This window comes from Herbaspirillum sp. NPDC101397, from assembly GCF_044767325.1.
In the GTDB taxonomy this organism is placed as follows: domain Bacteria; phylum Pseudomonadota; class Gammaproteobacteria; order Burkholderiales; family Burkholderiaceae_D; genus Herbaspirillum.
Map to the genome: position 1 here is coordinate 181,163 of NZ_JBIWNS010000001.1, position 11,778 is coordinate 192,940.

Annotated in this window: 13 protein-coding genes; 6 read left to right on the forward strand and 7 right to left on the reverse strand. The window is 62.2% G+C overall.

What is annotated here, in order from left to right:
• The 4 genes from ACIROW_RS00850 to ACIROW_RS00865 form a co-directional block, all read right to left on the reverse strand.
• Positions 1-1,047: an XdhC family protein gene (locus ACIROW_RS00850; protein WP_402270883.1), complete on the reverse strand. Its 1,047-nt coding sequence runs from the start codon at positions 1,045-1,047 to the stop codon at positions 1-3.
• A 34-nt stretch (positions 1,048-1,081) separates the two neighbouring features.
• Complete coding sequence (locus ACIROW_RS00855; protein ID WP_402270886.1) at positions 1,082-3,385, reverse strand: molybdopterin cofactor-binding domain-containing protein; 2,304 nt, start codon at positions 3,383-3,385, stop codon at positions 1,082-1,084.
• Positions 3,382-3,858, reverse strand: a complete 477-nt coding sequence (locus tag ACIROW_RS00860; protein ID WP_402270888.1) for a (2Fe-2S)-binding protein — start codon at positions 3,856-3,858, stop codon at positions 3,382-3,384. Before ACIROW_RS00860 ends, ACIROW_RS00855 begins: the two co-directional genes overlap by 4 nt.
• Positions 3,859-4,018: 160 nt before the next feature.
• Entirely contained in the window at positions 4,019-4,990 is a 972-nt protein-coding gene (locus ACIROW_RS00865) for a LysR family transcriptional regulator (protein ID WP_402270891.1), read from the reverse strand.
• A gap of 316 nt (positions 4,991-5,306) precedes the next feature.
• Here ACIROW_RS00865 and ACIROW_RS00870 point away from each other — a divergent pair, with 316 nt between their 5' ends.
• Positions 5,307-5,546 carry a DUF6139 family protein gene (locus ACIROW_RS00870; protein ID WP_233526563.1) on the forward strand — a complete coding sequence of 80 codons (240 nt, stop codon included), beginning with the start codon at positions 5,307-5,309 and terminating at the stop codon, positions 5,544-5,546.
• 68 nt (positions 5,547-5,614) lie between these two features.
• Positions 5,615-5,848, forward strand: coding sequence for a hypothetical protein (locus ACIROW_RS00875; protein ID WP_053198928.1), 234 nt, complete (start codon positions 5,615-5,617; stop codon positions 5,846-5,848).
• Between the two features lie 56 nt (positions 5,849-5,904).
• Here the strand turns inward: ACIROW_RS00875 and ACIROW_RS00880 are convergent, their stop codons facing one another.
• Together ACIROW_RS00880 and ACIROW_RS00885 are read right to left on the reverse strand one after the other, a co-directional pair.
• Complete coding sequence (locus tag ACIROW_RS00880; RefSeq protein ID WP_402270894.1) at positions 5,905-7,506, reverse strand: diguanylate cyclase; 1,602 nt, start codon at positions 7,504-7,506, stop codon at positions 5,905-5,907.
• A gap of 254 nt (positions 7,507-7,760) precedes the next feature.
• Positions 7,761-8,108 (reverse strand): hypothetical protein, encoded by a 348-nt coding sequence (locus tag ACIROW_RS00885; RefSeq protein ID WP_402270896.1) that lies wholly within the window; start codon positions 8,106-8,108, stop codon positions 7,761-7,763.
• 167 nt (positions 8,109-8,275) lie between these two features.
• Here ACIROW_RS00885 and ACIROW_RS00890 point away from each other — a divergent pair, with 167 nt between their 5' ends.
• The 4 genes from ACIROW_RS00890 (at position 8,276) to ACIROW_RS00905 (ending at position 11,010) form a co-directional block, all read left to right on the forward strand.
• Positions 8,276-9,193, forward strand: coding sequence for a 2-hydroxyacid dehydrogenase (locus ACIROW_RS00890; RefSeq protein ID WP_402270898.1), 918 nt, complete (start codon positions 8,276-8,278; stop codon positions 9,191-9,193).
• A gap of 175 nt (positions 9,194-9,368) precedes the next feature.
• Positions 9,369-9,848 carry an acyl-CoA thioesterase gene (locus tag ACIROW_RS00895; protein ID WP_116432978.1) on the forward strand — a complete coding sequence of 160 codons (480 nt, stop codon included), beginning with the start codon at positions 9,369-9,371 and terminating at the stop codon, positions 9,846-9,848.
• Positions 9,849-9,881: 33 nt separating this feature from the next.
• The gene (locus tag ACIROW_RS00900; RefSeq protein WP_402270901.1) at positions 9,882-10,277 is read left to right on the forward strand and encodes a CidA/LrgA family protein; all 396 of its coding nucleotides are present in this window, start codon (positions 9,882-9,884) and stop codon (positions 10,275-10,277) included.
• A complete protein-coding gene (locus tag ACIROW_RS00905) occupies positions 10,270-11,010 on the forward strand; it encodes an LrgB family protein (RefSeq protein ID WP_053198917.1) in 741 nt (246 codons plus the stop codon). The genes ACIROW_RS00900 and ACIROW_RS00905 overlap by 8 nt, the downstream gene beginning before the upstream one ends.
• A gap of 2 nt (positions 11,011-11,012) precedes the next feature.
• On the opposite strand, the gene ACIROW_RS00910 is transcribed toward ACIROW_RS00905, so the two are convergent.
• A complete protein-coding gene (locus ACIROW_RS00910; RefSeq protein WP_402270904.1) occupies positions 11,013-11,759 on the reverse strand; it encodes a sulfite exporter TauE/SafE family protein in 747 nt (248 codons plus the stop codon).
• Positions 11,760-11,778 lie beyond the last annotated feature (19 nt).

The following is an 11,778-nucleotide window of genomic DNA, read 5'->3' on the forward strand; positions in this document are numbered from 1 at the left end:
CTATTTCGTGAATTCGCCGACGGCGCAACTGCCGCCGGGATTGCCGTTGCCGTTTTCGCCGGCATCGGGCAAGGGATCGGTGCGCGCCGCATGCGTTTGCGAGATCGCCACGCCGTTGCGGATGGCGGTCATCTCGGCAAGGACCGCGATGGCGATTTCGGGCGGCGTGCGTGCACCCAGGAACAAGCCGACCGGACCATGCAGCTTGTCGATCTCGGCAGCGCTGATGTCGAACAGCGCCAGCCGCTCGCGCCGCTTGATGTTGTTGGTGCGCGAGCCGATGGCGCCGATGTAGAAGGCCGGCGACTTGAGTGCTTCGATCAGCGCCATGTCGTCCAGCTTGGGATCGTGGGTCAGCGTCACCACGGCGCTGTTGGCGTCGAGTTGCAGGCGCATCAGCAGGTCGTCGGGCATCTCGCCGGAAAGTTCCACACCGGGGATGTCCCATTCCTTGAGGTATTCCGCGCGCGGATCGCAGACGATGACCTGGTAGTCGAGCGCCAGTGCGAACTGTGCGACGTAGCGCGACATCTGTGCGGCGCCGATGATGACCAGGCGATAGCGCGGTCCGTAGGGTGCGATCAGCTTGCGATGCTGCACCGTGGTCTGGCGCGCCTCGCTGTCGGTGGCGAGCGTGGCGACGCCGGTATCAAGATCGAGCGTACGCGTGACGCGCAGGCCCTGGCGTACGGCAGCCAGCAATTCAGCGATGCGCGACTGCGCGGATACCGGTTCCATCATGATTTCCAAGGTGCCGCCGCAGGGCAGGCCGAAGCGATGTGCTTCGTCGGCGCTCAGGCCATAGGTCAGTCCGAACGGCAGCGTGCGCTCCAGCTCTCCGCCCTGGATGCGGCGGATCAGATCGTCCTCGACGCAGCCGCCCGAAACCGAACCGCGCACGTGGCCGTCGCCCCGAATCGCCATCATCGACCCCACCGGACGCGGCGCCGATCCCCAAGTGTGGGTAACGGTGCCGAGCAGGACGCGGTGGCCTTGCTCGTGCCAGGTGAGGGCGGTGTTGAGGACGTCGAAGTCAATGGATTCCATGCGCGGTTTTCCTTCCTTCTTTACTGAATGAGCACTAGGCCTTCTTGAGCTGCTCGCGAATCGGCAACTGGCGGATGCGCTTGCCGGTGGCGGCGAAGATTGCATTGCACAGTGCCGGCGCAATCGTCGGCGTGGCCGGTTCACCGACGCCGCCCAGCGGCACGTCGAGCATATGCGGGACGATGTGCACGTCGATCTTGGCGGGCGCTGCAAACGCGCGCAATACTTCGTAGTCGTGGAAATTGCTTTGCTCCACGGCGCCGTTCTTGAACGAAATCTCGCCCGTCATCGCCAGGCTGATGCCCATGATGCAGGCGCCTTCGACTTGCGAACGGATGCGGTCCGGGTTGATCGATGGACCGCAATCGACCGCGATGTCGACGCGCGGGATGCTTACTTCGCCTTCATCGTTGACTTCCACTTCCACCACGGCGGCGACGTAGGTGACGAAGCTGTAGCATACCGCCAGTCCGAGCCCGCGTCCCTTGGGCAATTTGCGTCCCCAGCCGGCTTTGGATGTTGCCAGTTCGATCACGCCGCGCATGCGGCCGGTGTCGAGCGGATAACGTTCCGGCGACTCGCCGTAGTTCCAGCCGTCGGCCATCTCGGACGGATTGATCTTGCGCGCCGGGCCGATCAGCTCGAGCAGATAGTCGCGATGATCGCGCTTGGCCGCCGCCGCCAGTTCAGCGCTGAACGATTGGACAGCGAAAGCATGCGGAATGTTCGATACCGAACGGAACCAGCCGATGCGGGTGTGGGCTTCGACTTCCGGCGCTTCCACGCGGATGTTGGCAATTGCATAAGGAATGTTCACAGCCGACATCGCCAGTTCGAACGGCGCTTCGCCTTTGGCGCCGGCGGCGAAGATCGACGCAATGGTCGGCGCTGCAGTGCGGTGCAGCCAGGCGCTGACCTTGCCGTTGGCGTCGAGGCCGGCTTCCAGGCGTTCCACCGACACGGTGTGGAAATAATCGTGGTGGATGTCGTCCTCACGCGTCCACGTGACCTTGACCGGCGCGCCGTTCATGGCCTTGGACAGCAGGGCCGCTTCGGCGGCGAAGTCGGGCTTGGACTTGCGGCCGAAACCGCCGCCCAGCAAGGTGACGTTGACGGTAACGTCTTGCGGCTTCAGGCCGAGATGGCCGGCCACGGTTTCGCGCGTGGCTTGCGGCGCCTGGACGCAGGCCCAGACCTCGCATTTGCCGCCGGTGATGCGCGCCACGGCCGCAGGCGGCTCCATGGTGGCGTGGGCGATATGCGGCAGGTAATACTCGGCTTCGATACGGCGCGGCGCTTTGGCCAGCGCGGCCATGGCATCGCCGGCGTTGCGTACGGCCTTGGCCGGTTGGCGTGCGGCGGCTTCCATGGTCTTGCGGAATTCGGCGGAATCGTAGGAGGCGTTGGGACCGTTGTCCCAGGTCAGCTTGAGCGCTTCGCGGCCCTTGATCGCGGCCCAGGTATTGCGCGCAATCACGGCCACGCCGCCCAGCGGATTGAACAGCGCCGGCGGCGGGCTGCCCTTGAGTTCGACTACGCGGATCACGCCGGGCACCTTGAGCGCCTCGCTGCTGTCGACCGTGGCCAGCTTGCCGCCGTAGACCGGCGGACGCGCAATGACGGCGTAGACCATGCCTTCGAGGCGCGTGTCGATGCCGTACTGAGTATTGCCGGTGACGATGTCGAGCAGGTCGATGCCTCGGGTGCTGTCCTTGCCGATGTAGCGGAACTGCTGCGGCGTCTTGAGCTTGACGCTTTCACGCGCCGGCAGCGGCAGCTTGGCCGCGTCGGCGGCGACGTCGCCGTAGCCGAGCTTGCGGCCGCTGGGCTTGTGGATCAGTTCATGGTTGTTCGCTTCGACTTCGCCGACCGGCACCTTCCAACGCGCGGCGGCGGCGGTCTCCAGCATGAGTCGCGCAGTGGCGCCGACCTGGCGCATCGGGCCGAAGGAGTGGCGCATGCTGCGCGAGCCGTCGGTATTCTGGTTACCGTATTTTTCCTGGTCGCCTTGCGCCTGCACCACGCGCACGCGGCTCCAGTCGGCATCGAGTTCGTCGGCGACCACCATGGGCAGGCTGGTGCGCACGCCCTGGCCCATTTCGGAGCGGTGGGCGACGATGGTGACGACGCCGTCGGCGCCGATGGAGACGAACAGCAGGGCATTGTCCTTGAGGCCGCCCGGCATGCCGTCGCCGCCGAATTTCGGTGCGTCGGCTGCCATCACGATGCCGTCCACGCCCACCGTCAGCGCCAGGCCGGCGAGGGCGCCGATGCCCTTGAGCAGGCTGCGGCGGCTCAGTTGGATATTTTCAGCGATGGTGCTCAGATCGACGCTCATTTGGCGCCTCCGTTCTGCGCCGCGGCCTGCTTGATCGCCGCCTTGATGCGGGTGTAAGTGCCGCAGCGGCAGATGTTGCCGCTCATGGCGTCGTCGATGTCCTTGTCGCTCGGATTGGGCGTCGTGCGCAGCAGCGCCGTGGCCGACATGATCTGGCCGGCCTGGCAATAGCCGCACTGCGGCACGCCCAGCGCCATCCACGCGTCCTGCACCGATTTGCCGACCTTGTCTTCGGCGATCGCTTCGATGGTGGTGATCTTCTTGCCGACGGCGGCCGAGATCGGGGTGATGCAGGAACGGATCGGTTCGCCGTCGAGGTGCACCGTACAGGCGCCGCACAAGGCCATGCCGCAGCCGAATTTGGTGCCGGTCATGCCGAGCTGATCGCGCAGGGTCCAGAGGATGGGGGTGTCTTCGGGCAAATCGACGTTGTGCTGTTTGCCGTTGATGGTGAGTGCGGTGAGCGTGGGCATTATTGTTTTATACCTTTCCGACTTGGGGATAACCTAGTGAAGGAATGTTTTGCCGCCATGGACAAATGTAGCAGCAAATTCCGAGAGATGTCGGAGTATCGCAACGATTGTCCTACAACGAAATGGACCGTTTCGGAATTCTCGATTCCGATTTGAGGAATTATCCGGCGATAGCCGGAGGCGGTTCCAGCGGGAAGTCTTCCGATGCCGACAAGGTCTCCACCAGTGCGTCGAACACCAGTCGTACGCGCGCCGGCACCGGGCCGCGCTGAGGCCGATAAACGTAGAGGTCCCAGGGCGCCGGCGCGATGTCCTGCAGCACCGTCACCAGCGAGCCGTCACGCAGGTATGGCATTGCCATGAAGGCGCCGAGCTGGCCGAAGGCGATGCCGTCCAGGACGGCGCGGCGTTCGGTTTGCGGATCGTCGGTGACGAAGGCGGGCAAGCGCGGACCGAGTTGCTGGCCGTCGGCAAAATACCAGGGCCAGAGGCGACCGGTATTGCGGTCCACCATGGCGCTCATGGGGCGTTGCACCAGCTCGTCCAGCGTCGTCGGCGCGCCGTGGCGCGCGATCAGGTCGGGACTGGCGCAGACGAAGAAGGCCACCTTGGCCACCGCACGGGCGACGTAGCGGCTGTCGCGCAGGAAGCCGATGCGGATGCCGATGTCGATCTTGTCGTCGACGGCGTCGGTGATGATTTCGGACAGGCGCAGGTCCAGTGTGATATCGGGATGCTGGCGCGCGATGCGGTTGAGCACCGGCAGCAGGTAAGTGTGCGCCAGGGTGCTTGGCGCAGTGATGCGGACCACTCCGCTGAGGGCTTCGTCGTTGCGATGATTGTTGTCAAGAAACAAATCATCCAGCGTGTTGATGGACAGCCGTGCGCGATGCATCAGGCGTTCGCCGAAGGCGGTGATGCGCACCTGGCGCGTGTTGCGGTGGAACAGCAACTCACCGAAGGCCGACTCCAGCTCCTTGACGGCGCGGGTTACGACCTGCGGCGAGATACCCATGCGCACCGCTGCCTCACGGAAATTGGCGCTTTCCGCAGCCATGCAGAAAATCCTCAGTTGCTCAATGCGGTTCAGCTTGCTCTCCCTTGTTGCCGGCTGGTGCACTCTCGATTGCATGTTGCAAGCGAGGGTGCGTTTGGCATGCGGGCATTATTCCATAATCAGGAATTTACCGCGTTGGCAGATAAATCGGCGCAAATGTCCTATGGTGAAGAAAGAGGAGTCGGAAAAGCAGGCTGAGGAGAAGTCGGCGCGCAGGGCGGATGAAAGAAATCGCGGAAAAGAGGAGGCGAAATAGAAGGAAAAATGGGGTTGAACTAAAGATTTTTACCCTAGTCCCACAGGAAGAACGGGGGCAAAAAGCTCGTGTTCTATTCGAGATTTATCCGATAGTGCTTGGCAAACCGGCAAGGGAGAAACAATGAAAGTGGATGTGTACAAAAGGACCGAAGAAAACGATCTCTGCTCGTACCTGGTGGTGCCGCATGAAAAACCGTTACCTCAGGAAGTGGCCAGCACCGAGTGGCTGGTGCATGAGCTGGATGTCGATTTCGAGCGCACCGGCAAAATCCATTTCACGCTCGATCCCGACGATGCCTTCCAGCAGATCGGCGAAAAGGGTTACGCCATCAGTCACCTGAACGACCGCACCACGGACGGCAACGTCCACTAGCACCATGACAACAGCGGCAACAACGCCGCGCGCCGGAACAAAGCAACGACCACGCAAAGGAGACCATCATGCCGATCGAACAGCTGGGCGACTATGAAGTCGAGTATTCGGGCGTCAAACTGCCGGCCGATAACGGCGACTGGGCCGCCAATGTGGCGATCTTCGGTCCGTCGACCAATCCCATGCACCGCAATCCCGTCTTTCCTTCGCAGCGCGTGCTGATCGACACGGTATTCCCCGATGAGAAATCGGCGGAGCAGGAGGCGCGCAAGGCGGCGGTGGCGATGCTTGAGCATCGCTGACCGGGAGTTCAGGGAATCAGCTCAGTGATACCGTAACCGCGACCGTAACCGCGACCTCATCCCGGTTCGAAAGCGGCCGGGATGTCGTCGTCGGCGCTGCAAACCTGGTTACGGCCGCGGGCCTTGGCGGTGTAGAGCGCCTTGTCCGCGGCGCTGACCAAGTCCAGAAGGTTACAGGTCTTGGTCGGCACTGTTGCCTGTGCGCCGACGCTGACCGTGACGATACCGGTCGGATTCTTGCCATGCGGGATATTGAGTGCGCGTATGTCGGCGCAGATCTTTTCCGCCACGCTGATGGCGCCCTTGAGATCGGTGTTGGGCAACAGAATAGCGAATTCCTCGCCGCCGTAGCGTGCCGACAGGTCGCCGGGACGATTCATCTTGATCAGCTTGCCGATCTTTTGAAGGCAGACGTCGCCGGCCGGGTGGCCATAGGTGTCGTTGTATTTCTTGAAATGATCGACATCAATCATCAACAGTCCCAACGACTGACGTTCGCGCTTGGCGCGGTTGAATTCGTTGGCCAGCGTGACATCGAACTGACGCCGGTTGGCGACGCCGGTGAGACCGTCCTCCAGCGCCATCTTTTGCAGCGTCTTGTTCATCTCCACCAGTTTCTCACGCGCCGACAGCAGCTTCTGCTGGGCTTGCGCACGCAGCTTGATCTGGTTCACGAGACGCTTGCCCATCCACGCCAGCATGCCGACCAGAATCAGCACACCGACCGACTGCAGCAATGTTTCAGTGCGCCAGCTGGCCAACACTTCGTCGTAAGACAAGGCAGCTGTGACGAACAGCGGATATTTTTCCAGGCGCTTGTAGCTGTGCAGACGCTTGACGCCATCGGCGGCGGTGATGATAGCGATGCCGTTCTTGTTGCGCGATGCGTGATCGCTGACGATGTTGCTGTTGCTGATGTTCTTGCCGATAATTTCACCGGAGGCCGGCCATTTCGCCAGCAGGATGCCGGGCTGCGTCGCGAGCAGGATCTCGCCGTGCTTGCCGATATCGAAACTGCGATAGAACTTGAGGAAGTATTCCACCTCCACCGAAGCCAGCACGACACCGGCGAAGCTGCCGTCGGGATGATTGATGCGGCGCGACAGCGGGATGATCCAGTCGCCGCTGGAGCGGCTCTTTACCGGTTCGCCGACGTGAGGGTCCCGGTCCGCATGGGTCATGTGATAGATGAAATATTCGCGATCGGCATTATTGAGCATCCACGGCGAATCGTCCATGGAGTTGACCATCCACTTGCCGGTCTGGTCGTAGACGAACAAGCCCTGGATCTGTGGCAACTCCTTGACGTAGGACGCCAGCAGTGGATAAAGACGCGCCAGCGAGTCGCGGTCCATGCCTTCGACTTCCAGGCGCTGCACCATGCCAAACAGCACCGAGTCGGCCGAAATAAGCGTTGCCTGGGCGTGTTCGGCCAGCGCGCGCGACAGGTTGGCGGTGGAGACCTGGGCGTCGTCGAGATCTTTGACGCGAACGTTCCAGGCAAAGGAAATGTGCAGGATCAGGATGGAAAGGCAGACCAGGCCGACGAACACCGACGCGAAAATGCGCACGTTGACGCGCCTCGAGCGCGCCACGGCAGGCGTCTCGCCGAGTTCCGGCACGTCAAGAGGGATGTCGGGCACTTCTTCGGTAGTCATTTATTTCGATTCCATTGTCGTTCCGGGAACGGCTATCGCTGAAATATAACTACGAGGGATGCGGCGTCTTGGAATGTAATTGTGAATGTAATTATTATTCTCATCGCGAATTTTTTATACGATAGCAGCAATGTCAAACCATGTGCGCGCCGAGCAGATGAATTTCTTCCGGTCATTTTTACGTTTCACCCATGGTGCAGAGGGCGGTCGGGAAATGGTTTTCGTACGGTCGTTTTCTTGCAGGCCTGGCTTGCTTATCGAACCGGCGGCATGCTTTGCCAGCGCAGACCCTGCACATTCTTCTCCTGTCCCAGGCTGCTCACCAGCCGCACCACGGAGGCGCGTTCCGGCGTCGAGCAGGCCAGCGATACGGTAAAGTCGATCAGGGCCTGATGCGGGCGCGGCTTGATTTCCAGTTGGTAACCCTGGTCGAAGCCGTGCTGCAACTGCATCAGGATCAATTCTTCGACGACCGGCGCCTGCTCGCGGCGGCATGAGGCGAACACCTGATAGGGCAGGCGTTCAGCGGCATTTTCATGGTCCGGGAAACAGTTGCCGGCAAAGAAGCCGTCCGGCCTGGTTTCCAGTTTGGTGATGCGCATGGCGGTTTCCTTTCCCCCGGGCGTGTCGCATCTGCGGCGGCGCTACCCTTGATTTGCTTGTCGTTATGGTGCTTGCTGTCCTTGCGAGGGCTCCGGCGCGCCTCTGCGAATCCCACTAGAATTGCACCACTGCAGCTTATCTCTTTCCCTCTCATTTCAATCTGACAATGAAACCTCAACTACTGGCTCTTATTCATCTTTCCGAAGAAAGCAAGGCCGCCATCGGCAGCGCTTTCGAGATCATCTACGCACCCACTACCGAGACGCGCGCAGCGGCCATCACCGGCGCTGCGAAGGATGTGCGGGTCGTGTTGACCAACGGTTCGACCGGCCTGACGGCGGCCGAGATGGATACGCTGGGCAAGCTGGAACTGGCCTGCGCGCTGGGCGCCGGCTACGAAAACATCGACAGCGCGCACGCCGCCACGCGCGGCATCAAGATCGCCACCGGCGCCGGCACCAACGACGATTGCGTCGCCGACCACGCCATGGGGCTGGTGCTGGCGATCATGCGCAACATCCGTCAGCTCGATCTCTCCTGCCGCGAAGGCATCTGGCGCGACGCGCTGGTACTGCCACCGCAACTGGCCGGCAAGCGCCTCGGTGTGGCCGGCCTGGGCACCATCGGCAAAAAGATTGCGCGCCGCGCGGCCGCGTTCGACATGGATATCGGCTATTTCAATCGCTCCCGCCGCGATGATGTCGACTATGCGTATTTCGGCAGCACCGAGCAATTGGCGGCATGGTGCGACGTGCTGGTGATCGCCACCCCGGGCGGCGCCGCCACGCGTCACTTGGTCGGTGCACGCGAGTTAAAGGCGCTGGGGCCGAAAGGTTTCCTGGTCAATATCTCGCGCGGCAGCGTGGTCGACACGGCCGCATTGGCCGCGGCGCTGGGCAAGGGGGAGCTGGGCGGCGCCGGGCTGGACGTCTACGAAAGCGAGCCGCAACCGCCGCGTGAATTGCTGGAATTCAAGAATGTGGTGCTGACGCCGCACATGGCGGGCTGGTCGCCGGAAGCCATCACGGCCTCGATCACCAAATTCCTGCGCAATGCCGAGGCGCATTTCGCCGCCGTCGGCTAAAACCCCCCGTTACAACGCACTCCCGCAAGGCGGGAAACTTGCCTGGCAAGACTATTCACGATAGTCTTGCCGGCTTGTCGCGCCCGCACGCCAGCTTTTGTTCAAGTAAGCCGCGCCGGCGACGTTAAACCCAGCATAGAATTCGACTAAGTCAAACAAGAGAAAGCCGCTCACCATGGACATGCCATCTCACCAACTCACCATGACCGTCCTGATGACGCCCGACATGGCCAATTTCTCCGGCAACGTGCACGGCGGCACTATCCTCAAGTTCCTCGACCAGGTCGCCTATGCCTGTGCCAGCCGCTACGCCGGCCAATACGTGGTGACGCTGAGCGTGGACCAGGTGATGTTTCGCCAGCCGATTCATGTCGGTGAACTGGTGAGCTTCCTGGCCAGCGTGAATCACACCGGTACCTCGTCGATGGAAGTCGGCATCAAGGTGGTCGCCGAAAACATCCGCACCCAGGAAGTGCGCCACGTCAACAGTTGCTTCTTCACCATGGTGGCGGTCGACGGCGAGCGCAAGCCGGTCGCGGTGCCGTCGCTGCGTCCGTTCACGGCAGAAGAAAAACGCCGCTTTGAAGCCGCCAAACTGCGCAAGAAATTGCGCGCCGAGTTGTCGCACCGGTTCGACGAAGCCAAGCTGTCCTGATCCATCTCATCCAACCATCACGGGGGAAGTGAAATGCTTGCCAGTTTCGCGACCCTGCTGGTATTCCAGTGCCTGGGCGAGGGTATCACCTTCGCCCTGAAACTCCCCATTCCCGGCCCCGTGGTCGGCATGCTGCTGTTGTTTTTCACACTGGTCGCTTATCCCCCTTTGCTGGAACGGATCGAAGCCACCGGCAGCGAATTGCTGCGTCATCTGTCGCTGTTGTTCGTACCGGCCGGGGTCGGCATCGTTGCCGCTGCGGGACAAGTGCGCGGCCATTGGCTGACGGTAATTCTGGCTGTCGCGGTGAGCACCTTGCTGACGCTGGCGGTCACGGCCGCGGTCACGCGCGCGGTGATGAACTGGCAAAATCGGCAGAACCAGTTCGGCGACGGCGGCAAGAAAGACGGTGAGGGCGACCATGCGTGAGCTGCCGCAATTCGGCCTGATCTGGGTCTACCTGGCGGCGTCGCCGCTGCTGGGCCTGACGCTGACCTTGTGCGCCTACGTCGTGGCGTACTGGATTTACAGCCGCTGCAAATTTTCGCCGCTGGCCAATCCGGTGGCGATCGCGATTGCGCTGGTCAGCACGGTCTTGCTGCTGAGCGGCATGCCCTACAGCGAGTACTTCGCCGGCGCGCAATTCGTCCATTTCCTGCTCGGCCCGGCCACAGTAGCGCTGGCGATTCCGCTGGCGCGTCAGTTGCCACGGCTGCGCAAATCCTTTCTGCCGCTGGCCTGCGGCCTGCTGGCCGGTTCGGCCACGGCGATCGTGTCGGCTGTGGTACTGACAATCTTGCTGGGTGGCTCGCCGCAACTGGCGTTTTCGATCGGTCCCAAGTCGGCCACTACGCCGATCGCCATGGGCGTGGCTGAAAAGCTCGGCGGCCTGCCGGCATTGACGGCAGTGCTGGTGATCAGTACAGGAATTTTTGGCGCCGTGGCGGCGCGCTTTCTGTTCAACCGCATGCGCATCGATTCGCCCGAAGTGCGCGGTTTTGCGCTCGGCGTGACCTCGCACGGCATCGGCACCGCGCGGGCGTTTCAGGTAAACCAGGAAATGGGCGCCTTTGCCGGTCTCGGCATGGGCCTCAACGGCGTGCTGACGGCATTCTTGGCACCATGGCTGATACCGGTATTCGTCGGCTTGCTGGCGCGTTAGCGTCAAGCCAGCAGCTTCGGCAGCGATGACGCCAGCAGGGCGATGCCCGACAGCGTCAGCAGGCTCAACACAATCTTGCGAAACGTCGCCTCGCTGATGCCGAGGTAGAGCCGCGTCCCCAGCAGCGTCGGAATCAGCATCGCCGGTGCCACCACGGCAAACATCGGCAAGGTCTTGCGCGTGATGATGCCGCCGCCGACATAGGTGGCGAAGGTCACCGCCTGCATGGTCAGGTTGAAGTTCTGGATCACTGCGCGCTGCTCATCCTTGTCGAGCCGGCGCAGGTTGCACCACAGCGTCGGTATCACGCCGCTGAAACCGCCGATGCCGCCCATGAAGCCGCCGATCGCACCGATGACGCCATCGGCCAGCTTGCCACCGATATGCACAGCAGGCAGCCGCGGCGTGAGCAGCATGACCGGACACCACACCGCCAGCAGTACGCCGAGGAAAGCCTTGAACAGGTTGGCGTCGAGCAGCGGCAGCACCAGTACGCCAAGAGGAATCCCCAGCAGGCCGCCGACGACGAACGGCAGCAGGCGCTTCATGTTGAATCCGCGCCGCACCGAAAACATCGCCAGGATCTGGCCCAGCAGCGAGCCGAACACCACCAGCGCCGCCGCCAGCATCGGGTCGATGGACCATACCCAGAACGACATCGCCACCAGCCCAAAGGCGAAGCCCGACAAGCCCTGCACGAAACCTGCGACCATCGCGCCGATGGCGATGATCAGGATTGTTGCATCCATGTGTTATTCCATTCCTTGT

Excerpts from the sequence above, each read along its gene's own strand:
- ACIROW_RS00850 (WP_402270883.1), bottom strand. The coding sequence starts at position 1,047 with ATGGAATCCATTGACTTCGACGTCCTCAACACCGCCCTCACCTGGCAC.
- ACIROW_RS00855 (WP_402270886.1), bottom strand. The coding sequence starts at position 3,385 with ATGAGCGTCGATCTGAGCACCATCGCTGAAAATATCCAACTGAGCCGC.
- ACIROW_RS00860 (WP_402270888.1), bottom strand. The coding sequence starts at position 3,858 with ATGCCCACGCTCACCGCACTCACCATCAACGGCAAACAGCACAACGTC.
- ACIROW_RS00865 (WP_402270891.1), bottom strand. The coding sequence starts at position 4,990 with ATGCAATCGAGAGTGCACCAGCCGGCAACAAGGGAGAGCAAGCTGAAC.
- ACIROW_RS00875 (WP_053198928.1), top strand. The coding sequence starts at position 5,615 with ATGCCGATCGAACAGCTGGGCGACTATGAAGTCGAGTATTCGGGCGTC.
- ACIROW_RS00880 (WP_402270894.1), bottom strand. The coding sequence starts at position 7,506 with ATGACTACCGAAGAAGTGCCCGACATCCCTCTTGACGTGCCGGAACTC.
- ACIROW_RS00885 (WP_402270896.1), bottom strand. The coding sequence starts at position 8,108 with ATGCGCATCACCAAACTGGAAACCAGGCCGGACGGCTTCTTTGCCGGC.
- ACIROW_RS00890 (WP_402270898.1), top strand. The coding sequence starts at position 8,276 with ATGAAACCTCAACTACTGGCTCTTATTCATCTTTCCGAAGAAAGCAAG.
- ACIROW_RS00895 (WP_116432978.1), top strand. The coding sequence starts at position 9,369 with ATGGACATGCCATCTCACCAACTCACCATGACCGTCCTGATGACGCCC.
- ACIROW_RS00900 (WP_402270901.1), top strand. The coding sequence starts at position 9,882 with ATGCTTGCCAGTTTCGCGACCCTGCTGGTATTCCAGTGCCTGGGCGAG.
- ACIROW_RS00905 (WP_053198917.1), top strand. The coding sequence starts at position 10,270 with ATGCGTGAGCTGCCGCAATTCGGCCTGATCTGGGTCTACCTGGCGGCG.
- ACIROW_RS00910 (WP_402270904.1), bottom strand. The coding sequence starts at position 11,759 with ATGGATGCAACAATCCTGATCATCGCCATCGGCGCGATGGTCGCAGGT.